The sequence below is a fragment of the Pseudomonas sp. Hz4 genome, assembly GCF_054898165.1.
Genome location: NZ_CM142719.1, coordinates 4,609,618 through 4,631,231 on the forward strand (window position 1 = coordinate 4,609,618; position 21,614 = coordinate 4,631,231).

At 58.7% G+C, this 21,614-nt stretch carries 24 protein-coding genes and 2 pseudogenes; 10 read left to right on the plus strand and 16 right to left on the minus strand.

Annotated elements, in window-relative coordinates:
- Nucleotides 1-67 precede the first annotated feature (67 nt).
- Nucleotides 68-1,354 (minus strand): MFS transporter, encoded by a 1,287-nt coding sequence (locus ACYZTR_RS21005; protein WP_461973607.1) that lies wholly within the window; start codon nt 1,352-1,354, stop codon nt 68-70.
- 171 nt (nt 1,355-1,525) lie between these two features.
- Between ACYZTR_RS21005 and ACYZTR_RS21010 the strand changes: the two genes are divergently transcribed.
- Entirely contained in the window at nt 1,526-2,440 is a 915-nt protein-coding gene (locus tag ACYZTR_RS21010) for a LysR family transcriptional regulator (protein ID WP_461973608.1), read from the plus strand.
- Between the two features lie 142 nt (nt 2,441-2,582).
- On the opposite strand, the gene ACYZTR_RS21015 is transcribed toward ACYZTR_RS21010, so the two are convergent.
- Genes ACYZTR_RS21015 through ACYZTR_RS21025 form a run of 3 tightly spaced genes read right to left on the minus strand, consistent with a single transcriptional unit; the run spans nt 2,583 to nt 4,444 of the window.
- The gene (locus ACYZTR_RS21015) at nt 2,583-3,125 is read right to left on the minus strand and encodes a DUF2937 family protein (protein ID WP_347802962.1); all 543 of its coding nucleotides are present in this window, start codon (nt 3,123-3,125) and stop codon (nt 2,583-2,585) included.
- Between the two features lie 12 nt (nt 3,126-3,137).
- A complete protein-coding gene (locus ACYZTR_RS21020; protein ID WP_111450801.1) occupies nt 3,138-3,914 on the minus strand; it encodes a class II glutamine amidotransferase in 777 nt (258 codons plus the stop codon).
- A gap of 32 nt (nt 3,915-3,946) precedes the next feature.
- A complete protein-coding gene (locus tag ACYZTR_RS21025) occupies nt 3,947-4,444 on the minus strand; it encodes an MFS transporter (RefSeq protein ID WP_461973609.1) in 498 nt (165 codons plus the stop codon).
- A 216-nt stretch (nt 4,445-4,660) separates the two neighbouring features.
- Here ACYZTR_RS21025 and ACYZTR_RS21030 point away from each other — a divergent pair, with 216 nt between their 5' ends.
- Both ACYZTR_RS21030 and ACYZTR_RS21035 read left to right on the plus strand, forming a co-directional pair.
- On the plus strand, nt 4,661-6,715 hold the full coding sequence (locus tag ACYZTR_RS21030; RefSeq protein WP_461973610.1) for a S9 family peptidase: 2,055 nt from the start codon (nt 4,661-4,663) through the stop codon (nt 6,713-6,715).
- A 94-nt stretch (nt 6,716-6,809) separates the two neighbouring features.
- The gene (locus ACYZTR_RS21035; RefSeq protein WP_461973611.1) at nt 6,810-7,283 is read left to right on the plus strand and encodes a cyclic nucleotide-binding domain-containing protein; all 474 of its coding nucleotides are present in this window, start codon (nt 6,810-6,812) and stop codon (nt 7,281-7,283) included.
- Here the strand turns inward: ACYZTR_RS21035 and ACYZTR_RS21040 are convergent.
- The gene (locus ACYZTR_RS21040) at nt 7,280-7,570 is read right to left on the minus strand and encodes a hypothetical protein (protein ID WP_461973612.1); all 291 of its coding nucleotides are present in this window, start codon (nt 7,568-7,570) and stop codon (nt 7,280-7,282) included. The two genes, ACYZTR_RS21035 and ACYZTR_RS21040, sit on opposite strands and share 4 nt — an antisense overlap.
- A 98-nt stretch (nt 7,571-7,668) precedes the next feature.
- On the opposite strand from ACYZTR_RS21040, the gene ACYZTR_RS21045 reads away from it, so the two are divergent.
- From ACYZTR_RS21045 to ACYZTR_RS21060, 4 genes are all read left to right on the plus strand, one after another.
- Nucleotides 7,669-8,355: a spermidine synthase gene (locus tag ACYZTR_RS21045; protein WP_007898703.1), complete on the plus strand. Its 687-nt coding sequence runs from the start codon at nt 7,669-7,671 to the stop codon at nt 8,353-8,355.
- 48 nt (nt 8,356-8,403) lie between these two features.
- The gene (locus tag ACYZTR_RS21050) at nt 8,404-8,778 is read left to right on the plus strand and encodes a YajD family HNH nuclease (protein WP_461973613.1); all 375 of its coding nucleotides are present in this window, start codon (nt 8,404-8,406) and stop codon (nt 8,776-8,778) included.
- Between the two features lie 208 nt (nt 8,779-8,986).
- A complete protein-coding gene (locus tag ACYZTR_RS21055; protein WP_461965417.1) occupies nt 8,987-9,457 on the plus strand; it encodes an RNA methyltransferase in 471 nt (156 codons plus the stop codon).
- A 92-nt stretch (nt 9,458-9,549) separates the two neighbouring features.
- Nucleotides 9,550-9,927, plus strand: coding sequence for a YgaP family membrane protein (locus ACYZTR_RS21060; protein ID WP_461973614.1), 378 nt, complete (start codon nt 9,550-9,552; stop codon nt 9,925-9,927).
- A 120-nt stretch (nt 9,928-10,047) separates the two neighbouring features.
- On the opposite strand, the gene ACYZTR_RS21065 is transcribed toward ACYZTR_RS21060, so the two are convergent.
- The gene (locus ACYZTR_RS21065) at nt 10,048-11,277 is read right to left on the minus strand and encodes a hypothetical protein (RefSeq protein WP_461973615.1); all 1,230 of its coding nucleotides are present in this window, start codon (nt 11,275-11,277) and stop codon (nt 10,048-10,050) included.
- Between the two features lie 28 nt (nt 11,278-11,305).
- Entirely contained in the window at nt 11,306-11,755 is a 450-nt protein-coding gene (locus tag ACYZTR_RS21070) for a YcgN family cysteine cluster protein (RefSeq protein WP_461973616.1), read from the minus strand.
- Between the two features lie 166 nt (nt 11,756-11,921).
- Here ACYZTR_RS21070 and ACYZTR_RS21075 point away from each other — a divergent pair, with 166 nt between their 5' ends.
- Nucleotides 11,922-12,515 carry a nitroreductase family protein gene (locus tag ACYZTR_RS21075; protein WP_461973617.1) on the plus strand — a complete coding sequence of 198 codons (594 nt, stop codon included), beginning with the start codon at nt 11,922-11,924 and terminating at the stop codon, nt 12,513-12,515.
- A 139-nt stretch (nt 12,516-12,654) separates the two neighbouring features.
- On the opposite strand, the gene ACYZTR_RS21080 is transcribed toward ACYZTR_RS21075, so the two are convergent.
- From ACYZTR_RS21080 to ACYZTR_RS21105, 6 genes are all read right to left on the minus strand, one after another.
- The gene (locus ACYZTR_RS21080; protein WP_461973618.1) at nt 12,655-13,587 is read right to left on the minus strand and encodes a D-2-hydroxyacid dehydrogenase; all 933 of its coding nucleotides are present in this window, start codon (nt 13,585-13,587) and stop codon (nt 12,655-12,657) included.
- A gap of 120 nt (nt 13,588-13,707) precedes the next feature.
- A complete protein-coding gene (locus ACYZTR_RS21085; RefSeq protein ID WP_008036150.1) occupies nt 13,708-14,001 on the minus strand; it encodes a YcgL domain-containing protein in 294 nt (97 codons plus the stop codon).
- A complete protein-coding gene (gene rnd / locus ACYZTR_RS21090) occupies nt 13,998-15,131 on the minus strand; it encodes a ribonuclease D (protein WP_461973619.1) in 1,134 nt (377 codons plus the stop codon). The genes ACYZTR_RS21085 and rnd overlap by 4 nt, the downstream gene beginning before the upstream one ends.
- A 123-nt stretch (nt 15,132-15,254) precedes the next feature.
- On the minus strand, nt 15,255-15,917 hold the full coding sequence (locus ACYZTR_RS21095) for a class I SAM-dependent methyltransferase (protein WP_461973620.1): 663 nt from the start codon (nt 15,915-15,917) through the stop codon (nt 15,255-15,257).
- A 71-nt stretch (nt 15,918-15,988) separates the two neighbouring features.
- Nucleotides 15,989-17,638 carry a phosphoethanolamine transferase gene (locus ACYZTR_RS21100; RefSeq protein WP_461973621.1) on the minus strand — a complete coding sequence of 550 codons (1,650 nt, stop codon included), beginning with the start codon at nt 17,636-17,638 and terminating at the stop codon, nt 15,989-15,991.
- A gap of 180 nt (nt 17,639-17,818) precedes the next feature.
- Nucleotides 17,819-19,201 (minus strand): glutamine synthetase family protein, encoded by a 1,383-nt coding sequence (locus ACYZTR_RS21105; RefSeq protein WP_461973622.1) that lies wholly within the window; start codon nt 19,199-19,201, stop codon nt 17,819-17,821.
- A gap of 392 nt (nt 19,202-19,593) precedes the next feature.
- Here ACYZTR_RS21105 and ACYZTR_RS21110 point away from each other — a divergent pair.
- Nucleotides 19,594-19,689 (plus strand): annotated as a pseudogene (locus ACYZTR_RS21110) (LysR family transcriptional regulator); the annotation flags it as partial.
- Between the two features lie 6 nt (nt 19,690-19,695).
- Here the strand turns inward: ACYZTR_RS21110 and ACYZTR_RS21115 are convergent.
- Both ACYZTR_RS21115 and ACYZTR_RS21120 read right to left on the minus strand, forming a co-directional pair.
- A complete protein-coding gene (locus ACYZTR_RS21115; RefSeq protein ID WP_461973623.1) occupies nt 19,696-20,061 on the minus strand; it encodes a 5-carboxymethyl-2-hydroxymuconate Delta-isomerase in 366 nt (121 codons plus the stop codon).
- A gap of 57 nt (nt 20,062-20,118) precedes the next feature.
- Nucleotides 20,119-20,714, minus strand: a pseudogene (locus ACYZTR_RS21120) (LysR family transcriptional regulator).
- Between the two features lie 232 nt (nt 20,715-20,946).
- On the opposite strand from ACYZTR_RS21120, the gene ACYZTR_RS21125 reads away from it, so the two are divergent.
- Entirely contained in the window at nt 20,947-21,153 is a 207-nt protein-coding gene (locus ACYZTR_RS21125; RefSeq protein ID WP_461973624.1) for a hypothetical protein, read from the plus strand.
- A gap of 54 nt (nt 21,154-21,207) precedes the next feature.
- Here the strand turns inward: ACYZTR_RS21125 and ACYZTR_RS21130 are convergent, their stop codons facing one another.
- A complete protein-coding gene (locus ACYZTR_RS21130; protein WP_449642522.1) occupies nt 21,208-21,399 on the minus strand; it encodes a YegP family protein in 192 nt (63 codons plus the stop codon).
- Nucleotides 21,400-21,614 lie beyond the last annotated feature (215 nt).

The window sequence follows — 21,614 nt, forward strand, 5'->3', positions numbered from 1 at the left end:
TCCTGTAGGTTTGATTCTTTTTAGCTGTAGGCATTTGCCCGTAGATTATCAGTTGCTGGGCATTAAGTTATGGGGCTTCAAGTTGCTTGCCACGGGTTTCCGGCAGGCTCAGGGCCGCAAGGATCACCACCCCGTAGGACACCGCCGCAAAAGCACCGATGCCTACGCTCAATGGCACCGTCTGGCTCATCAAGCCAATCAGCAGCGGGAACAACGCCGCCAGCGCCCGGCCAATGTTGTAGCAAAAGCCCTGGCCCGAACCGCGAATCCGCGTCGGAAACAGTTCGGTCAGAAACGCGCCCATGCCACTGAAAATCCCTGAAGCGAAGAAGCCCAACGGAAAGCCCAGCCACAGCATCACGCCATTGCTGACCGGCAATTGGGTGTAAAGCAGAACGATGGTGAACGAGCCGACCGCGAACAGGATGAAGTTCTTTTTACGCCCGAGGATGTCAGTCAAATACGCGCTGATGACATAGCCGACGTAGGATCCGACGATCACCATCGCCAGATAACCGCCCGTACCGAGTACACTCAAACCGCGCTCATTCTTCAGAAATGTCGGCAACCAGGAGGTGATTGCGTAGTAACCGCCCAAAGCACCAGTGCTCAGCACCGACGCACGAATCGTGGTGAAGAGGATGCCAGGGGCGAAGATCTCGTAGAACTTTGCCGGGTTGCTCGGTTCCTGCTTGGCTTTGGCTTCGCGGTAGATTTCTGGGTCTTTGACCAAACGGCGGACGAAGATCACAAAAATCGCCGGTACGATGCCAAGGATGAACAGTGCGCGCCAAGCGTCTTCCGGCGGCAGCACCGAGAACAGCAACGCATACAAGATCGCCGTCATTCCCCAACCCAGCGCCCAGCCGGATTGCACCATGCCCACGGCCTTGCCGCGGTCCTTGGCACGAATCACTTCACCCATCAGCACGGCGCCAGCGGTCCATTCGCCACCGAAACCGAAGCCCATCAGGGTGCGACTGATCAGTAGTTGCTCGTAGTTCTGGGCGAAACCGCAAAGGAAGGTGAAGAAGGCAAACCACAGAACCGTCAGTTGCAGGGTACGTACGCGACCGATGCGGTCGGAGAGAATCCCCGCCACCCAACCGCCGATGGCCGAGGCGATCAGGGTGCTGGTGTGAATCAGCCCTGCCTCGCCGGTGGTGATGCCCCACATCGCAATCAGGGTCGGCACCACGAAGCTGAGCATCTGGGTGTCCATGCCGTCGAGGCCATAGCCGATCTTGCAGCTCCAGAAGGTGCGGCGTTCCTGCTGATTGATGTTGCGGTACCAGTCGAAAGGTCCCGGGCGAACCGTGGCTTTGGGGATGTCGAGCGTGTCGGGCGCACTCATGGCAAATCTCCGCGCTAATTTTATTGGTATTGTTCTGAGCCCCGACGACGCCTATCGTGGGAACCGGATGGCCTGATTTTTGAACGCTTGCCCTGCTACGTCCAACTAATAAAAACCCGCCCTAGACATAAGAAAACCTTATCCAACAAGCGGGTCGCACGAGCTGATCCCATGAACCTGAAGTTTCTCGAGACCTTTGTCTGGGTCGCCCGACTCAAGAGTTTTCGCCTGACCGCAGACAAACTCTTCACCACCCAGGCGTCGATATCCAGCCGCATTGCAGTGCTCGAAGGCGAGCTCGGGGTGAAGCTGTTCCTGCGCGATTCACGCGGCGTGAGCCTGACGCCCGAAGGCTTGAAAGTGCTCGAATACGCCGAGCAAATGATGGACACCATGCAGGCGCTCAAGCAGTCGATCGAGACCCGTTCGAGCAAGGTCGGCCGGGTTCGCATCGGCGTGATGGACACGGTTATCCATACTTGGCTGAGCCCGTTGGTGGCACAAATGATGGATCACTATCCGCTGGTGGAAATCGAGCTGGTGGCCGATACCGCGCTCAACCTCTGTGATCAGCTGCAAAAAGGCTTTCTCGATTTGATCCTGCAAACCGACCTGTTGCGACAGGAAAGTGTGCGCAGTCTTGAGCTGGCCAGCCACCCGATGGGCTGGATTGTGGCCAGCAATTCGATCTACAACCGCGAGTATTCAGGCATTGCCGATCTGGCACGCGAGCGCATCATTACTTACTCGAAAAACTCACACCCGCATCAGGACATCCTGAGTTTGATGCAGGCCAATGGCGTCATGGCGCCACGGCTCAACTGCGTGAACTCGGTATCGGCGATTACCCGTTTGCTGCGCGATGGCTTCGGCATTGGCGCGTTGCCGCCGGTGCTGGTGGCCGAAGAACTGGCACGGTGTGAACTGACCTTGCTGGCCATCGAGCAACGGCCGCCGAATTTGCAGGTGGTGGTGTCGTGGCGGGTTGGCGTGGAATGGGTCGAGGAGATTGTTGCGTTGTGTCAGCAGGTACTGGATGGGTATGCGCGCAAGGTGGGTGAGGATTACATCGTTCTCGCGCGCTGATGATCGTTCCCACGCTCCGCGTGGGAATGCAGCCCGGGACGCTCCGCGTCCCATTCAAAGCCGAACGCGGAGCGTCCGTTGAGGCATTCCCACGCAGAGCGTGGGAATGATCAAGCAACGAGGGCAAGCCCCCTCGCCACAGTCAAAGGCCGCGCACATCCCGATCTTCGATGGGCCGGCTCTGGCGCAGGCGTTTGCCGCCCAGCACCACCCAGTCGATCAGCCGGAACAGACATTCAATGCCGAACGACAACAGCAACGCCCCGCTCATGCCCCAGATCATCGCTTCCGGCGTCAGCAGAATCTGGTAGCTGTAGCCATTCCAGGTTTCTTTGCGAATATCCGGGTCGGCCGCCAGCGCAACCTGCAGGAAGCGGATGTACCACGGGCCCTGCATGGCCTGGAACTGTTTATCGAGGGCCAGTTGACGGGTCAGCAAGGTGTTCAGGCTGTCGGCGTCGCTGCGAAAAATCGGGTCTTCACTGGCGCGGTAATGGGCCACCAGCGCCTGCATGTCACCCTTGAAGAACTGATTGGCAGTGCCCTGAAAACCGCTTAAACCGGTCTGCGCCTCAATCAGATGCGCTTCGACCCGCTTGGCATAATCGCTGATGAACCCCGGCACCTGGACACCGATCAACAGGCCCGCCGCGAACAACACCAACCGTAGATAACTGAGCAACATGAGGGGCAGTCCTTATTCGGTCTTGCCTTGGCTGACGCATTCACCGCGTCGCCAGAGGCTCCATTGGCCCGGTTCGTAACGGGTCCAGGTTTCGTTTTCGGTCAAGGGTTCGGTGGCGATCACCGTGACCACGTCGTTGGGCGTGGTTTCGGCCTGGAAATCGACGATCACATCGACGTCCTTCAAGCGCGCCGGGCCGAATGGCGCTCGACGGGTAATTTGCGCCAGCTTGGTCGAGCAATAGCAGAACAACCAATCGCCGTCGCTGAGCAGGCAGTTGAACACGCCTTTGCTGCGGTATTCGGCGCAGGCTGCTACCAAGTCTGGCAACAGTTCTTCGACCTCCACCGGTTCCGGGAACGCTGCGCGCACACGGTTGAGCAAATCGCAGAACGCCGCTTCGCTGTCGGTATCGCCGACCGGGCGGTAAAAACGCTTGATCGGTTGAAAGTCCGCGAGCTGACCGTTGTGGGCGAAACACCAATTGCGCCCCCACAGTTCACGCACGAACGGATGGGTGTTGGACAGGCAGACCTTGCCGACATTGGCCTGACGGATGTGCCCGATCACGACTTCGCTCTTGATCGGATAGCGCTGCACCAGGTTGGCGACTTCGGACTCACAGCTCGCCGCCGGATCCTGAAACAGCCGCAGGCCACGGCCCTCGTAAAAGGCGATGCCCCAACCGTCACGGTGCGGACCGGTGCGGCCGCCGCGCTGCATCAGCCCGGTGAAACTGAACACGATATCGGTCGGCACATTGGCGCTCATGCCCAATAACTCACACATGCTCGGATTCTCGCTGAAAGGCAGGGGCAAGGTTACAGACGTGGTTCAACCCGCAAACGCTGAGGATTGCTCGGCACCGGTGGACGACCGTAACGATCATCGCCCGCACCGCCGAAGGGATGATCTTCTTCCGGATCGTCGGTCCGCGCCGCAGCCTTGGCAGCGGCAGCCTGTTCCTTGCGAGCGTTGGACGCACGTTCGATAGTGAACCGGATCGCCACGAACACCAGGTAGATGCCGAAGGCGATCATGCCGTACATGAACAGGTCGGAAACCGCCCGCCAGGCGTTGTTGCCGACCTTGAACATTAGATCAAGGGCAGTAATGGCGATGGCGGGAGCGACTTTTTCCTTCACCGGGTCGATGATGGTGGGGCTGAACAGCAACACGGCAACCAACAGCCGCAGCGGTTCACGCAGCCAGCGCCACATCCAGCGGGTCAAGCGCATCCACACCAACAGGCAGCCCAAAGCGGCAAAGGCGTAGAGGCCCCAAGCGATCAGATAGTCGTTCTCGGTCATGGTGTCCATGGCAAGGCAGGCAAAGAGGCGCTTATAGTAACGACTTTTCGCACGTCAGGCTTGCCACAATGCCAGCCCTTTATACGCAACCGCTGTGGGAGCGGGCTTGCTCGCGAAAGCGGTGTGTCAGTCAACAGAGATGTTGAATGTGCTGGCCTCTTCGCGAGCAAGCCCGCTCCCACAGGTTGCGAAGCCCCTATTCCGTACATTGTTTGAGAGCCATTCATGCCCGAATCCGTCAACGTCACCAGCGCCCCGATTGCCCATAAGGCCGACGGTCCTGACCCGTATGCCTGGCTGCAGGAACGCGACACCGACGCGGTGCTCGACTACTTGAAAGCGGAAAACCGCTATCAAGAGGCGCAAACCGCCGATCAGGCCGCGCTGCGTGAAACCCTGTTCGAAGAGATCAAGGGACGGATTCTCGAAACCGACCTGTCCTTGCCCTCCCCTTGGGGTCCGTACCTGTACTACACGCGCACCACGGCCGGTGACGAATACGCCCGTCACTACCGCTGCCCGCGCCCGGCCGATGACAGCCTGCAGCTCGACGAAAGCCAGGAACAGCTGCTGTTGGACCCGAATGCGCTGGCCAAAGGCGGCTTCTTTTCCTTGGGCGCGTTCAGTATCAGCCCGGACCACCAGCGTCTGGCCTACAGCATCGACGCCACGGGCGACGAGATTTACACGCTGTTCGTGAAGGAATTGTCCAACGGCCGTGTCAGCGAACTGGAATTCCAGGACTGCGACGGCAGCATGACCTGGGCCAACGACAGCCTGACGCTGTTCTTCGGCGAGCTGGACGACACCCATCGCCCGCACAAACTGTTCCGCTATCGGCTGGACGGTACGGCGGCTGAAGAAGTGTTCCATGAGCCGGACGGCCGATTCTTTATGCATTGCTACCGCTCGAGCTCCGAGCAGCAATTGCTGCTGTCCCTGGGCAGCAAGACCACCAGCGAAGTCTGGGTGCTCGACGCGTTCCAGCCGCAGCAAGCTTTTACCTGTATCGCACCGAGGGTTGAAGACCATGAGTACGACGTCGACCACGGCGCGCTTGACGGTCAATGGACCTGGTTCATTCGCACCAACCGCGACGGCATCAACTTTGCCCTGTACCACGCCGTCGACACCGGCGTGGCACCGACCGAGGCCGACTGGCAAAACCTGATCCCGCACAGCGACACGGTGATGATCGACGGCATGAGCCTCAACGCCGGGGCCATGACCCTGAGCCTGCGGGTCGGTGGCTTACCGATCATCGAAGTTCATCCGCAAGACCTGCCCAGCTACCGTGTGCAACTACCGGATGCGGCCTACAGCCTTCACGTGCAAAACAGTCTGGAATTCGTCAGCGACAGGATCCGTCTGCGCTACGAAGCGTTGAACCGTCCGGCGCAAATCCGCCAGCTTGAGCTGGGTAGCGGCGAGCAGAAAGTCCTCAAGGAAACCCCGGTGCTCGGGCCGTTCGACGCCGATGCCTACATCAGTCAGCGTCTGTGGGCGACGGCACCGGACGGTACGAAAGTGCCGATCAGCTTCGTCGTCAAACGCGAAGCACTCGGCCAGCCGACGCCGCTTTATCTGTACGGCTATGGCGCCTACGGTGAAAGCCTCGACCCGTGGTTCTCCCACGCGCGTTTGAGTCTGCTGGATCGTGGCGTGGCATTCGCCATCGCTCACGTGCGGGGCGGCGGTGAACTGGGCGAAGCCTGGTATCGCGCTGGCAAGCAGGAACACAAGCACAACACCTTCAGCGACTTCATCGCCTGCGCCGAACACCTGATCACCGAGGGCCTCACCACATCACAGCAATTGGCGATCAGCGGCGGCAGTGCCGGCGGTCTGCTGATCGGCGCGGTGCTCAATCAGCGGCCGGAGCTGTTCGGCGTAGCGATTGCCGAAGTACCGTTCGTCGACGTGCTGAACACCATGCTCGACCCGGATTTGCCGTTGACCGTCACCGAATACGACGAGTGGGGCAATCCTGAAGAACCGGACGTCTATGAGCGGATAAAAGCCTACGCCCCGTACGAAAACGTCACCGCGCAAGCCTATCCGGCGACCCTGGTGATCGCCGGCTACAACGACAGTCGCGTGCAGTACTGGGAAGCGGCCAAGTGGGTGGCAAAATTACGCGCGAACAAAACCGACACCCATCCCCTGCTGCTCAGGACCGAATTGGGCGCCGGGCATGGCGGGATGAGCGGTCGTTATCAGGGATTGCGTGACGTAGCACTCGAATACGCATTTGTTTTCAAGGTTTTGGGCATCGCCTGAGGAACTCCGTTCGGCGTGCCGGTCTTAACACCAGTACGCCGGGCCCGCAGCCATAGGTCCGGGACAACAGACACACGAAAAAGACCGTGACGACATGTCAGAACCGACCTTACTGAACAACGAAATTCGCGACTGGCTGATGGACTGTGGCCTGTTCGATCAACTGCTGCCGGCGGACTTTGCCGCTGCCTCGGGTTACTTCAGCATCAGCACCATTGCTCACGGCGAAGAGATTTTCCATGAGGGCGATGCCGGCAGCTTCATGTGCATCATCCACACCGGTCAGGTGGCGGTGCAGAAAACCAACAGCGACGGGCAACAGGTGACCATGGCAACGTTGCGCAGCGGTCGGGCGTTCGGCGAAATGGCCGTACTTGACGGCGAACGACGATCGGCCAGTTGCGTGGCCGCAAGCAATTGCCAGTTGCTCAATCTGGGCAAGGACTCGCTGGAAAAGATGCTCAACGATGCACCGAAAATCGCCGCCAAAGTCATCCGCGCCCTTGCCGTTTCCCTCTCGAAACGCTTGCGCATGGCCGACGGGCAACTGCTCTCGCAGCAGGTTTAACCGCCGGGTGATTTGGCTTTCGACGAGTTTTGCTCCAGCCCCGGCAGTGGCTGGTCCTTGGTGGGCGGGCTCGGCATTTCCATGGGCACCAACGGCGGACCGCCACTGCCAGGGCCAACCTTGGGCACACTGGTCGGAGTAATTTGCGGGTACGGTGTCGGGGTCGCAGTGCCGGGCGAACCGGGCAGCGGCGCGGGGCTGGTGGGGATGGTTTGCAGCACCTGGGCCTGCACTGCAGTTATCGAGAGCGCGGCCAAGGCAATGACCGTTAGAATGATGCGCTTCATCAATGGCTCCGTTGGCCTTGGTGTCTTTTTGCAGGCTACTCCCAACGGCGCGTGTTTGCCTTCCTCCTCTTATGCCAATTTCTCCTCAAGTGAGTCCCATGAAACGTTTCGTTCTGCTCGACACCACTCCAATTCCTGAAAATGGCGGTGCCTTGTGCCTGTTCGAATACGGCGAGGATTTTGTCATCAAGATCCAGGGCGGCGACGGCGGGCAACTGATGAACACCCGCATGCACGGCTCCGAAGATGCGCTGGCCGAGATCCCGTGCCGTAAAGTGGCCGGCCGGCCGAATTCGCGCGTGCTGATCGGCGGCCTGGGCATGGGTTTCACCCTCGCCTCGGCTCTCAAGCACCTGGGCAAGACCGCTGAAGTGGTCGTCGCCGAACTGGTGCCGGGGGTGGTGGAGTGGAACCGTGGACCGCTGGGCGAGAAAGCCGGGAACCCGCTACTCGACCCGCGTACGGTCATTCGCATGGAAGACGTGGCCAAAGTGCTGCAAGCAGAGCCGCAAGGTTTCGACGCGATCATGCTCGACGTCGACAACGGCCCCGAAGGCCTGACCCAGAAGGCCAACAGCTGGCTCTACTCCGCTGGCGGCCTGAGCGCCTGCGCCAAGGCCCTGCGGCCCAAAGGTGTGCTGGCCGTATGGTCCGCGAGCGCTGACCGGCAGTTTTCCGACAAACTGAAGAAGGCCGGCTTCAAGGCCGAGGAAGTCCAAGTCTTCGCCCACGGCAACAAAGGCACCCGTCACACCATCTGGATTGCCGAGAAGCTCAAGGGCTGAGCTAAACTGCGTTTATTACCGTCATTAGTCTTTTACAAAGGTGAACCCATGAGTTCGTCAACGCCTCCGTCCAACACGTCGAAGCTGGACCGCATCCTTGCTGACAACCAGCGCGACAAGGAAATGGGTTACCGCGACAAGGCCCTGAAAATGTACCCGCACGTGTGCGGTCGCTGCGCCCGTGAGTTTTCCGGCAAACGCCTGAGCGAACTGACCGTGCACCACCGCGACCACAACCACGACAACAACCCTCAGGACGGCTCGAACTGGGAGCTGTTGTGCCTGTATTGCCACGACAACGAACACTCGCGTTACACCGACCAGCAGTATTTTAGTGAAGGCTCGCTGAGCTCGCCGAAAATCGCCAAGGCGACACATAACCCGTTTGCGGCGTTGGCGGGGTTGATGAAGAAAGACGAGTAATCTCTTCAGCGCCTGACCTGGCCTCATCGCGAGCAAGCTCGCTCCCACAGTTGATTTGCGGTGATCACAACTATTGCGTTCACCGAAAATCCCTGTGGGAGCGAGCTTGCTCGCGATAGCGGCCCCCCATGCACCACCAATCTCCAAACCGAACACCCCTCCCCCAATCCCCGTATAATCGCCGTTTTTTCCCCGAAGGCACCCGCTCGTGGCAGACAAACGGTACAGCTGCATTGGTTTGTATAACCCAAAATCACCGGAGAACGTCGGTTCGGTGATGCGCGCCGCTGGCTGTTATGGCGTGGCGTCCGTGTTTTACACCGGCAAGCGCTATGAACGCGCCGCCGACTTCGTCACCGACACCAAGCGAGTCCACTACGACATTCCGCTGATCGGCATCGACGACCTGAAAAAAATCCTGCCGCTGGGCTGCGTTCCGGTCGCTGTGGAACTGGTGGACGGCGCCCGTTCGCTGCCGGAATACACGCACCCGGACCGCGCGCTGTACATCTTCGGCCCGGAAGACGGCTCGCTGGATAAAGACATTCGTGACTGGTGCGAAGACGTGGTCTACATCCCGACCACCGGTTGCATGAACCTGGCGGCCACCGTCAACGTCGTGCTCTATGACCGCCTGTCCAAGGGACTCAATACCCGCTCCGGGGCGAAATTTCGCTGATTCACCGCACATCCGATGGAACAAGCCGACCGCCTCGGCAGTCAGCTTAATTATCTATTCTTGAAGCAGCGATTCCAGCCAGGAGACAGATCATGAGCGAGCTCAAACCCGTAGAACGCATCGAATCCACCCCGTTCCAGACTCACACTGACCAGAACGTTGAGGGTTGGGAACGCGTTGCTTCCCTGGCCGGCGGTGTGGTGATGGTCGGCAAGGGCCTGCGTCGCGGTGGCGTGTTCGGATTGATTCAAGTGGCGATCGGCGGTGTGGCCCTGGCACGTGGGATTACCGGGCACAGTTCGGTGAAAAGCCTGCTGGAGAAAAGCCGTCAGGACATGAACAACGTGCGTGCGAAAATACAGCGGGCCGGGGAAGAGTTGAGTCGGTTGAAGGCGAATGCCGAGACGGCGACCAATACCGCTACCGTCACTGGCAATGATTCTTTGACGTCGCCAAAAACCGGGGTTTAACCCTGACTGTGATCGTTCCCACGCTCTGCGTGGGAATGCATCCCGTGACGCTCTGCGTTACTTTCCGAAGCGGAACGCGGAGCGTCCCTGGCGGCATTCCCACGCAGAGTGTGGGAACGATCACTGCAGCAACTCGGTATCGAGGACTTTGGAGGATTCGCCAATTACACTCTCGGCCAGTTGCACAAATTCCTTGGTATCAATACTTTCCAAGTGCATTGCCCCGCGCAACACATCATCCAGCGAACGCTTGTTACGCGTCTGCAAGCGAATCTCGCGATCCAACTCTCCCAGCAACACCACCGCTTTGACCACCTGCGCCGGACTGACCTGCTCACCGCGCAATGTGCTGACTTTCTGGCTGTCCTTGGCCAACTTTTTCTGCAAACTCTCATACCGCTCATCACTCATGCCGCCGGCGCGGCGCACCAGTTCGATGGCGTAATACTCGGCAAATCCTTCGCTGATCCAGTCACTGCGCTGCTTGGCGTTGATCCGCCCGAACACCTGAGCCAATTCCCGCATCAACGCACTGGTGCCGCTTTCGCTGACCAGCGGCAGACGAGTGTTCAGATAGATCGATTCGCGCGCGCCCAGACTGCCGCGCCACATCGGGTCGTTGGCACCGACGATCAGCAGTTTGGTGGGATGACGGGGATACACCGCCTGCACTTGCGGCCAGACAAAGGTCAGCAGCGTCAGCACATCCATGCGGCGCATGCCCTGGCCTTGAGGCGAGGCGACGGTGACTTCGGTTTCCCCCAACCGCGTGCGACGGCTGCCGAGGTGGCCCGCGAGCATCCAGCCCGTGGGCCGGTCGAACAAGCGAGAAACGTTATCGACCCGGAATTTGTTCTTGCCGATTCGCGGCCAGGCGGTTTCAACGCTTTTCCAGCCCGTGGGCAATTCGAATTCAAGGCGTGAAACCAGCTCGATGCCGTCCTGCTGATCGAGTTTGGCCGCCGGTACCAGATCGTCACCGCGCATCAGTGCCCAAGTTGGCGTCATGCGCGTATCGAAGCTGCCACTCTTGCGCCCGTGGCTGATGCGTACGCGGTAGGTCAGGCTGGACTTGTCGGCGGCCGGACGCCAGACACCACGGGCCTGTTTGCCCGGCGTGAGCTGCCATTGGCCATCGGTCTTGAAGTCGCTGTAGTGGCTGCCGTCGCCCAGGTCGAAATCCAGACTGCGCACCGCCGAACCCTGGGCCAGGGTCAGTCGCACTTCAGCCTGATCACTTTGCGGCAATAGGCGAACGTGGTAATCCAGATCGACCTTCTTCGCCGCCCACACGGGCGAACTCAGGGCAAAAAGCCCAAAGGCCAACGCCAGCCGCAATCCCACAGCCATACACACTCCTTCGTGAAACGTTAGGCGTTCAACCCGCCCTGAATATCAGATGGTCTTCCCAATCCTCTTCAGCCACGCTGCCTTCGGCGAGCATGCGCCCGGACTGGGAAATACGTTCGTGATGCACCGCATCGCGATCACCGCACACCAGATGATGCCAGAGCGGCAGGTCCTTGCCTTCGCTGACCAGTCGATAGCCGCAGGTCGGTGGCAACCATTTGAACTCATCGGCCTTGCCCGGTGTGAGCTGGATGCAGTCCGGGACGAAATCGCGGCGGTTGAAGTAATCGGTGCACTGACAGGTTTTCAGGTCCAGAAGTTTGCAGGCGATGCGCGTGTAGTAAACGCTGTTGTCGTCTTCATCTTCGAGCTTTTGCAGGCAGCACAGGCCACAGCCATCGCACAGCGATTCCCATTCCTCTTGATCAAGTTGATCGAGGGTTTTGCGTATCCAGAACGGTTCGACTTTGGCGGCCATGGCTCAAGCATCAACATCAGGTGGTGAAAAGGCCGCCAGTCTAGTGCCAAGGCCGTTGTCGGCCAAGCATTGGCGACTGCCGGTACAACAGGACTTGTCAGTTATTGCGCCGCCCAGTAGGGTTTTGCGTCGCTCCTAACTTTTAAACGTAGCAAGGAATCTCTTGATGAGTGCTAATCCACGCGTTGCCGATTATGCCATCCACCCTCAGTTCACCGATCGCTGGTCACCCCGCGCCTTCACCGGCGAAACCATTCCCATCGAGACCCTGCTGAGCTTCTTTGAAGCCGCACGCTGGGCGCCATCGGCTTACAACTCGCAGCCTTGGCGGTTTCTGTATGCGCGTCGCGACACGCCCAACTGGGAGCGTTATCTGGGGCTGCTCAACGAATTCAACCGCAGCTGGGCGCAACACGCCTCGGCGCTGGTGATCGTGATCTCGAAAACCACCTTTGCAGTGCCTGGCGCCACCGAAGAAACCCCGGCGCTGTGGCACACCTTCGACACCGGTTCTGCCTGGGGCCATCTGGCGCTGCAAGCAAGCATCAGCGGCTGGCACACCCACGGGATGGCCGGTTTCGACCAGGAACTGACCCGCAGGGAGCTGAACATTCCTGAGGGTTATGCGCTGCACGCAGCGGTGGCTGTGGGCAAACTGGGCGATAAGGCAACGCTGGCGGATTACCTGCAAGCGCGTGAAGAACCGAGCCCGCGTCGTCCGCTGAGCGAGCTGGCCGCCGAAGGCGACTTCACCCTCTAACCAACAACACAGATCCCTGTGGGAGCGAGCTTGCTCGCGATGGCAGTGTAACGGTCAACATAGATGTTGAATGTACTGGCCCTATCGCGAGCAAGCTCGCTCCCACAGGTTTTGCACAATATTCAATCAAACGGCGGATTCAATACCCGCGATTGAAATCCACTTCCCCACGCAACGCCTCATCCGCCTGATACGCCCGCAGGTTTTCGACAAACAGATTCACCATCATCGATGGCGAAGTCGGCGCCGAGCTGTGGCCGGTCAGCAGCAAGCCCCACGCCGTCCAGAACGGGTGACGCTGCGGCAACGGTTCCTGACGGCAGACGTCGATCACGGCACCGGCCAGATGCCCTTCTTTCAAGGCTTCCACCAGGTCCGCATCGACCACTGCCACGCCGCGTCCGACGTTGATGAACAAACCGGTCGGCTTGAATTGCTTGAACAGCGCCGCGTCGTACAAGTCGTGGGTGTTGGGCGTATTCGGCAGCAGATTGATCACGTAATCCACTTCACCCACCAGACGCGGCAAATCAGCCAGCGCCCCCACTTCGACAAAAGGTGTCTGCTCACGGGCTTCACTGGCGATGCCGTACAACTCGACGCCAAACGGCACGAGGAACTGCGCCACGGTCTGCCCGATGTCACCGGTGCCGACGATCAACACTTTGCGGCCGGCCAGGCTTTGGCCCTGGCGACTGTCCCACTTGCGCTCGACCTGGCTGACCAGCCGCGGCAGCACTTCGCGCTCGTGGCCAAGCATGTAGGTCAGCACGTATTCGGCCATGACCTGACCAAAAATCCCCACCGCCCGGGTCAGGCGATAGTGCCGAGGCAAGCCGTCGGCCAGCAGCGGCGTGATACCCGCCCAGGTCGATTGCAGCCATTGCGGCTCGTGGCCCTGACGCAGCAGGGTCGCCAGCAGGTCCGGCTGACCGAGCCAGATCGGACAATCGGCGGCCTGGCTGGCCAGTTCGGCGGAGTCACCGCTGGTCAGCACTTGCAGGTCAGGCGCTGCTTGACGCAACAGCTGGGCGTACACAGGGTGGTCGTGTTCAGCTATCAGAACGCGCATGTTTCAAACCTTTCGAAAACAGTGCAGACGGCCACCGACGGAGTATCGCTCCATCGCCCTGGCCATCGCCAAAATCATTCCAGTGTTTCATAAAGGCTCTGAACAGAGCCTGTCTGCCAATCACATCGGGTCGTTACGCCGCAGCAATTCTTCCGGCAAGTGTTCGATGTACTCGTCTTCGGCCGGCGGCATTTGCAAGTGATAACCCTGCTTATCAAGGTTTTCCAGCACCACGGTGATGTCCTCGCGCGACAGTTTGCGCTCGGGGGTCAGCACCAGGTCGAAGGCGTGATGCGGTTTGCCGAAGGCGGCCATCAGGCTTTCCGGGACGCGCTCCAGTGCATCGCTTTTGAGCACATAGAGGTACATCTCGTTTTTCTTCAGGCTTCGGTAGATGGAGCAAATACGTTTCAAGGCTGTTCTCCGGCGGTGGCCAGGCTGTCGAGCAGCACCTGGCCCATCAATTCGCGGCGCCAGCCACGCAGCGAATCAGGCAATTGGTAGGGACCATTGGGGTAGCCGCTCTTGAGCAGCGCTTCCAGGGTTTTCTTGCGCAGCATCAGCTCCGGCGCGATGTTCAGGCGTTCGGCTTCGGCCTGGCCGATCGCTCGTAGCTGCTTGACCAGCGCAGCGGCATCTAACGGCAACGGCTCCGGTACGGCAGGTGGCCATTGATCTGGCGACACACTGCCAGAGCGCTTGATCAGATCAAGCAGAAATTCACCGTCCTGACGCACGGTACGCGGGTGCATGTCTTCGATTTTCGCCAACGCGCCGAGGTTGTCCGGTTGCGTGCGCGCCAACGGCCACAGGGAATGCTCACGAACGATGCGGTTGCGCGGTAGATCACGGGCACGGGCTTCGCGCTCGCGCCAGGCGCACAGTTCACGCAACACCACGAGTTGAGCGCGGGAGAGCTTCCAGGCCAGCTTGGCTTCGCGATAGACCTCATACGGATCTACTTCGCGACGTAGGTTGGCCACCAGCTCGGCGCCGTCTTCCAGGACCCAGGCGTACTTGTCGTCAGAAAGCTTCGGACGAAGCTGTACGAAAACTTCCGCCAGGTGCAAGGCGTCTTCGGCGGCGTAGCTGATTTGGGTGTCCGAAAGTGGGCGTTGCAGCCAGTCGGAACGGGTCTCGCCCTTGGGCAGATCGATGGCGAGCACTTCCTGCACCAGCCGCGAATACCCCATGGAGAAACCCAGGTTCAGGTAAGCGGCGGCCAGTTGAGTGTCGAACAGTGGCGCTGGCAGGCTGCCGGTCAGGCGCAGCAGGACTTCGAGGTCTTCGCTGCACGCATGGACGACTTTGACCACGGCCGGGTTTTCCAGCAACGCGGCCAGAGGTTGCCAGTTGTCGATGGTCAGGGGGTCAATCAGGTAAGCGCGTACGCCATCGCCGATCTGCAGCAGGCCTGCGATCGGATAAAAGGTGTCGACCCGCATGAATTCGGTGTCGAGGGCAACGAATGGCAGCTGCTGCCACTCGGCGCAAAACTGACCGAGGCTATCGTTGTCGCGAATCCAGTGAATATCGATGGCCACACGGCTCTCCCTTGAAGAATGGCGCGCAGTATATATCGCCCCCGGCGATTTCCGCGCATCCACTGAACAAGAGCTTTAGCGAAAAAGCCTGCCAGACAGCAAGAAATGTCTGACAAGCGGAGCCTAGCTGGCCTTACGCAGGACGTAGACGCGCATCCGCGCACAGCCGGGCAGAAAGTCTTGATGACTGAGCAAGCGCAAACCTGCGCGCGTGAACTCGGTTTCCACGTCAGCCTTGCTGGCCAACTGTTGGACCGGAGCGCTCTGTGCATCCGTGCGCTGGCCATTGAAATGAGCATCGACCTTTACCGCCACAATCACCGTATCGCGACTGACCCGATGGAACTCCTTAAGCATGGCCAAGCGATGGTCGGGGCTGGTGAGGTGTTGAAACAGCTGCATGCAAAAAATGCAGTCAACCGCATTCGCCGACAAGCCAATGGTGAACGCTGAACTCTGAAAGGTCTTGACCCGTTTCAGCAGGTGCTGCGGATGATGGGTCTGGGCATGGTCGAGTATGTCCTGAGACGGGTCGGCCGCAAGGATTACCCGGTTGGCATGCTCGGCCAATACCGGCCAGAAGCGCCCTACGCCACAGGCCACATCGAGAACCAGGCCCGGCTCGCCAGCAACCTTGAGCGCGTTGCGCACCAGTTGCTTGTCACGCCAGAACGTCAGCCGCCCGGCCAGGCCACGCGGTCCCGGCTGAAGACAGACGCGGGCGTGCTCCTGATCGTAGCGCCGGGCGATCTCAAGCTCGATGGCGGATGGGGACTGAGCGGTCATGTGCAATGGCTCTTGGGGAAAACTCTACCGGCCGCCGGTTAACGGCCGGGCGTGAAAAAAGGTTGAAGCACTCAGTCTTTGGCCAACACGCCGTCAATCACCGCACCGCGACATCCGGCGAACATATCCAGATCCTGGTTGTATACCTTGCTGCTGACCTCCAGCAGACCAAGCATCGAATGGAACAGATTGTCTTGGCTCAAGGGCTTTTCACGACTCAGTTGCAGGCAATGGGCGTCCACCGAGAACGACTTTTGATAGCTGTCGGAAAACCATGCCAACATCGCGACGTGCTTTTGTTGTTCCGGCGCCAGCATGTAAGGCGTGCCGTGGAGGTACAAGTTGTACTCGCCCAGGGATTCGCCGTGGTCCGACAAATAGAGCATCGCGGTATCGACTTTGTCCTGATTGTTACGCAACAAATCGATCAGGGTGGACAGCACGTGATCGGTATACACCAGGGTGTTGTCATAACCATTGACGATACTTTCGCGACTGCAATTGTTCAGGGCGTTACTTTCACAAACCGGGGTGAAGCGTTCGTATTCTTTCGGGTAGCGCTTGAAGTATTCCGGACCGTGACTGCCCATCTGGTGCAATACCAGTACCGTGTCTTTATCCAGCGTATCGATGAAGTGCTGCAAACCTTGCAGCAGGATTTCATCGCGGCATTCGCTATTGGCGCACAGCACCGGATCTTTCAGGTTACTGACGTCGTCGAGGGTGACCCGATCGCAAGTGCCTTTGCAGCCCGATTGGTTATCACGCCAGATCACGTCGAGACCCGCGCGTTTGAGCACGTCCAGCAGTCCTTCCTGATTCTTTGCCTTGCTGGCGTTGTAATCTTTGCGGCCCATGTCGGAGAACATGCACGGCACCGACACCGCTGTTTCCGTCCCGCAGGAATGCACGTTGGTGAAAGCGATCAGGCCAGCTTCTTTATTCAGTTTGGGTGTGGTGTCGCGGTCATACCCCAGAATGCCGAAGTTCTCGGCTCGGGCACTTTCGCCCACCACCAGCACCGTCAGGGATTTACGGCCATGGGTTTGCCAGGCTGGAGTTCGCTGGGCATCTTCACCGAGTGTGACAAAGGGTTGTTGCGCCGACGCGACCTGCTCACGCAGATAGCCAGCCGAGGCACCGATGTAATTGCTGGGTACTACCATCAGGCGCAACTCATGGTGATTGCGAAACAACGAAGACAGGCCCTGATAGTTAACCAGTGCAACACCTCCGATCACGGCAACCGACGCGACACTTACCAGAGCCTTACTCAATAGTTCACGGTGCCAGCGGCGATAATTAACCGGAATCGCCCACAACAACAACGACGGCAAAACACCGAGAAAAAATATATAAACAAGCAACTTCAATGACAGCAAGTCACGCACTTCCGTCGCATTAGTTTGCGCAAAGTTACGCAACATGCCGGTGTCAATCAAAACACCGTATTGGTTCATGAAGTACGCCACGCCCGCACTGACCATGAAGATCAACGTCAGGACCGGTTTCATTACGGGTCGGAAAGCCAGCAAGGTCAGCACGATGTTGAAGGCGGTCAGGATCATCACCCCGAATGCCACACGCACGACGATGCCTTTTGCGTCAGACCCCGTGATATCAAACAGGTGTTGCCAGAGAACAAAATTAAAGCCCGTTAATAAAAAGGCGCTGGCAATCAGTGTCACCCACTCGGGGCGCACGGCTTTAATCTTCAACATGGTGATTGGCTGTTCCTGAAAAAGAAGTGCCTTCGGTAAATGTGAAAATTTCATTTACCGCGACAGCACTAACTTTAGGCAGCCAACCATCAATTTTTTGTGAAAAAGAAGCCAACGATTAGTTGGCTCATGGCACTAGGCCAAAACTTTTAACTTATTTGAGAATGGTTCAGGTTCTGTTCAGGCTTGATTCAAATACCAACGCCAGTCCTGCTCGCCGACTTCGCCCATGAACTGTCGGTATTCGGCGCGTTTTACCGCCAGGTAAACGCCGAGAAACTCACCACCGAACGCTTCCCGTGCCCAGTTCGAACCTTCCAGCGCTCGCAGCGTGGTCAGCCAGTCAGTGGGCAACAATTCCGTGGCTTGGGCGTATCCATTGCCCTGCACCGGCGCGCCAGGATCGAGTTGTTCGCGAATACCGCGATGGATCCCGGCCAGAATCGCCGCAGCCGCCAGATACGGGTTGGCATCGGCACCACAGATGCGATGTTCGATATGCCGGGAAAACGCCGGCCCGCCGGGCACGCGCAAACTCACGGTGCGGTTGTCCACGCCCCAGGTGGCCGCCAGCGGCGCATAGCTGTTGGTCTGGAAGCGACGGTAAGAGTTGGCGTTCGGACAGAACAGCAGCAACGAATCGAGCAAGGTGCTGAGCATCCCGCCGACCGCCTGTTTGAGCAGCGGCGTGCCGTCCGGGGCTTCGCTGGCGAACAGGTTGTTGCCCTCCTTGTCCGCCAGGCTGACGTGCATGTGCATGCCAGTGCCCGCCAAGTCATCGAACGGTTTGGCCATGAAGCACGCCGTCATCCCGTGCTTGTGCGCCACGCCTTTGACCAGCCGTTTGTAGCGCACCGCTTCGTCCATCGCCTGCAAGGCGTCGGTGCGGTGTTCGAGGGTGATTTCTACTTGCCCCGGCGCGTATTCGGAAATCGCTGTGCGCGCCGGAATGCCCTGGAGTTTGCAGGCGCTGTAAAGATCGGCCAGAAACGGTTCGATCTGCTCCAGTTCACGCAAACCGTAGACCTGAGTCCCTCGCGGCCGCCCGCCATCGACATCCCGCGCCGGTTGCGGCCGACCGTTGCTGTCGCGCTGCTCATCCAGCAGGTAGAACTCCAGCTCTGCCGCCATCACCGGGTAATAACCGTCGGCCTGCAAGTCTTCGATGACGTTCGCCAGCAGATGCCGTGGATCGGCAATCGTCGCGGGCATGCCCTCCTTCGGGTGCATGCTGACCTGCACCGCCGCCGTAGGAATTAGCCGCCAAGGCATGCGCGTCAAACTGCCGCTGATCGGGTAAGCCCGGCAGTCGATATCGCCAACGTCCCAGACCAGGCCTGAGTTTTCCACGTCATCGCCGTTGATGGTCAGGCCAAGAATGGTGCTCGGCAATGGCCGCCCGCTTTCGTACACCGCCAGCAATTCATCACGATGCAGCAACTTGCCCCGCGGCACACCGTTGTTGTCGAGGATGAACAACTCGAACATCTCGATATCCGGGTTCTGGTCAAGAAAGGTCAGGGCTTCTTGCTTGGAGGCGAAGGATGTCGTGGCAAAACTCATGGGAATTCTCTTCTTTTCGCGTCAGGCAAACGCACAGGCGCCGCCGTTTGATCCCGGCATACAGTGCGGGACCTGTAGAAACAATCAACGGGAAAGGCAGGAATCCGGTGGGCGCGCGTGACGGCAGTGCCACAACGCCCAGAAGGCGAGCTCGGAAGGAAGTGGAGCAGGCCAACCATCCATAGAGAAAACCGCAGAAAACAGATGCGCAGCAGCGTCACACGGGAGCTTAAGTCGTTAAATCTGGATTTGAAGAACTTTGGTTACGGACTCGCTAAACATTGTTCATGCCTTTCAGCTTCAAGACAGCTGTAATTAATTTTCTAAATACTGCTCGGGACTTTCTGACTTTCGGCCTGCAGACCTCGCGCGCCTAATCGGCGCCTTGTCGCCTCGACATCCAGTGGAGCCTGGATGTCGATCAGGACAGCGCCAACACCTGGCTGCGCGAACAAGTGGATAAAACCTGCACCAAGAAAGAAATGGCCTGTAACTCAGTTTCTGACGGCTATCTTGGTGTAGGACTCTCGATCGATGTCGAGGATTTCCACGGCCAACTGGACTTCAACGTCCTTCGGCCATTCACACAAGTCCTGCACCACCGCCAGCAGACTTTCGGACAACTGCTTCTTGATCTGCGCCGAGCGACCGCTCAGCAGTGCCAGTTTCACATGCACGAAGGCCCGTTCACCTAACGCCGTGCCGACCTTGAACGTCTCGACCTTCACCGCTCGGCTCTTGATGTCGTATTCGGCAGCAAACTCACCGGAAGCCACCAACGTATTGTTGAGCCGGATCAACGCCACGTCGGCATTGAGCTCGGGCAGGTTGGCGGTGTATTCCATGTGCAGGTGAGGCATGACTGAGCTCCTTAAGATTGGCAGAAAGGTCGTACATATAACACAGCGTTGCCCTACTCACTCGGGCAACGGCGACACCGCACGTTCACTCATGAACGCCTCCAGTCTCGACCTCAAACAGCGCTCGGCGGGGTCGGTATCGACATGGCTGAGCCAGACCATCGACAGATCCAGTGTCGGTGTTCTTGAACGGGAATGGCTCCTTGAACAGCTGGCCGGACGCGGCCATCGCCTCGGCGGTGTAATCCGGCAGACTGGCGATCAGGTCAGTCCCGGCGAGTAAGGCCGGTAGCGAGCTGTATTGCGGCACGGAAAGGACTACCTGACGCGTGGCGTTGGCTGGCAAGCCACGAGTCTGGCTGATACCAACCGTGATATCGCCCGACGCCAGCAACTCGGGAATCCGCCAGTAATCGACATGCTGCACCACGAACACCACCTTCGGTGCTTCCTGGCGTCGGCTCCATGCGATGGCCGACGCGAATGAACAGCGGATCGTTGAACATCGTGCGCAAGCGATTGAGCGCCGAACTGATGGTCGGCTGACCGAGAAACAACTTCTCCGCTACCCGGGTGACGTTGCGCTCGAGCATCAGCGTTTCAAACACCACCATCAGGTTGATGTCGGCCTTGCGTAGTTCGTTGCGATTCATCCACTGCCCCCGCTCCCAAATCTGATGACCGTTTAGGTAGGTGTCGTAATCGGCGTCTATGCGACCCGTGCAGTTTGCGTTTAATCCAAATTCAGACAACGGCTTCGTCTTACATCCTCTTCCTGATTTCTTCGTTCATCTGGCGGGAAGCGATTGCGTCTCTAAGCTCGACAATGTTTAGGGCAAAACCGCCCTGACCACCCAAACCATTTGAACTCAAAGGAGCCTCCCAATGGCTAGAGATAAAGCGAAAGACGACAAACACTTCAACTGCACTCAAGCTCATGAAGCCGACTACGTCGCCGGCCTATACCCTCACGTAAAGGAAGAGGTCAAAACGTTCCTCGAATCAGCCTGCAAGGATAAATCCCTGCACAACTCCACCCACAAAGACGTCTACGATTTGATCAAACGAAAACTGGGCCACTCACAACCGTAAGGCCGTCCGATTAAAACGAAGCTGCTCTGACCGAGCAGCTTCACCGCCTGAAGCCTAGATTTCCTTGACCGGCGTCTGATCGTGGGTCCCTTTGATCAAACTGATGGCATGCACACAATCAGACTTATTGACGTAAGCCTCCCCGCTGGCAATCGTTTCATTATTTCCCGCCCTCAAACGCCACCGCCATTGACCTTTGCCAGTCTGGGCGATGCCACGGGTTTGCCTGTAAATCTCAAAATACATTGCTCGCTCCTTGCGATTGCTGGTTACGGCAGATCAGCGACCTGCGAAACCAGAGTAGATGAGGATTTTTTGCCGCAGGGCCTTTCAATGTCAGCGGATATTTCGCAGATACAGCCTTGATTTGCGGGACGGCCAATAGATTCGGGGGGTGGTAAATAGAGTGACTGGGCTGAGTAACTTTTCCCCTGAAGAAACATATTTTTCTTACGCTGCAG

What these genes read in the sequence shown, in the direction of transcription:
- ACYZTR_RS21005 (WP_461973607.1), bottom strand. Translation starts at nt 1,354, where the DNA reads ATGAGTGCGCCCGACACGCTCGACATCCCCAAAGCCACGGTTCGCCCG.
- ACYZTR_RS21010 (WP_461973608.1), top strand. Translation starts at nt 1,526, where the DNA reads ATGAACCTGAAGTTTCTCGAGACCTTTGTCTGGGTCGCCCGACTCAAG.
- ACYZTR_RS21015 (WP_347802962.1), bottom strand. Translation starts at nt 3,125, where the DNA reads ATGTTGCTCAGTTATCTACGGTTGGTGTTGTTCGCGGCGGGCCTGTTG.
- ACYZTR_RS21020 (WP_111450801.1), bottom strand. Translation starts at nt 3,914, where the DNA reads ATGTGTGAGTTATTGGGCATGAGCGCCAATGTGCCGACCGATATCGTG.
- ACYZTR_RS21025 (WP_461973609.1), bottom strand. Translation starts at nt 4,444, where the DNA reads ATGGACACCATGACCGAGAACGACTATCTGATCGCTTGGGGCCTCTAC.
- ACYZTR_RS21030 (WP_461973610.1), top strand. Translation starts at nt 4,661, where the DNA reads ATGCCCGAATCCGTCAACGTCACCAGCGCCCCGATTGCCCATAAGGCC.
- ACYZTR_RS21035 (WP_461973611.1), top strand. Translation starts at nt 6,810, where the DNA reads ATGTCAGAACCGACCTTACTGAACAACGAAATTCGCGACTGGCTGATG.
- ACYZTR_RS21040 (WP_461973612.1), bottom strand. Translation starts at nt 7,570, where the DNA reads ATGAAGCGCATCATTCTAACGGTCATTGCCTTGGCCGCGCTCTCGATA.
- ACYZTR_RS21045 (WP_007898703.1), top strand. Translation starts at nt 7,669, where the DNA reads ATGAAACGTTTCGTTCTGCTCGACACCACTCCAATTCCTGAAAATGGC.
- ACYZTR_RS21050 (WP_461973613.1), top strand. Translation starts at nt 8,404, where the DNA reads ATGAGTTCGTCAACGCCTCCGTCCAACACGTCGAAGCTGGACCGCATC.
- ACYZTR_RS21060 (WP_461973614.1), top strand. Translation starts at nt 9,550, where the DNA reads ATGAGCGAGCTCAAACCCGTAGAACGCATCGAATCCACCCCGTTCCAG.
- ACYZTR_RS21065 (WP_461973615.1), bottom strand. Translation starts at nt 11,277, where the DNA reads ATGGCTGTGGGATTGCGGCTGGCGTTGGCCTTTGGGCTTTTTGCCCTG.
- ACYZTR_RS21070 (WP_461973616.1), bottom strand. Translation starts at nt 11,755, where the DNA reads ATGGCCGCCAAAGTCGAACCGTTCTGGATACGCAAAACCCTCGATCAA.
- ACYZTR_RS21075 (WP_461973617.1), top strand. Translation starts at nt 11,922, where the DNA reads ATGAGTGCTAATCCACGCGTTGCCGATTATGCCATCCACCCTCAGTTC.
- ACYZTR_RS21080 (WP_461973618.1), bottom strand. Translation starts at nt 13,587, where the DNA reads ATGCGCGTTCTGATAGCTGAACACGACCACCCTGTGTACGCCCAGCTG.
- ACYZTR_RS21095 (WP_461973620.1), bottom strand. Translation starts at nt 15,917, where the DNA reads ATGACCGCTCAGTCCCCATCCGCCATCGAGCTTGAGATCGCCCGGCGC.
- ACYZTR_RS21100 (WP_461973621.1), bottom strand. Translation starts at nt 17,638, where the DNA reads ATGTTGAAGATTAAAGCCGTGCGCCCCGAGTGGGTGACACTGATTGCC.
- ACYZTR_RS21105 (WP_461973622.1), bottom strand. Translation starts at nt 19,201, where the DNA reads ATGAGTTTTGCCACGACATCCTTCGCCTCCAAGCAAGAAGCCCTGACC.
- ACYZTR_RS21115 (WP_461973623.1), bottom strand. Translation starts at nt 20,061, where the DNA reads ATGCCTCACCTGCACATGGAATACACCGCCAACCTGCCCGAGCTCAAT.
- ACYZTR_RS21125 (WP_461973624.1), top strand. Translation starts at nt 20,947, where the DNA reads ATGGCTAGAGATAAAGCGAAAGACGACAAACACTTCAACTGCACTCAA.
- ACYZTR_RS21130 (WP_449642522.1), bottom strand. Translation starts at nt 21,399, where the DNA reads ATGTATTTTGAGATTTACAGGCAAACCCGTGGCATCGCCCAGACTGGC.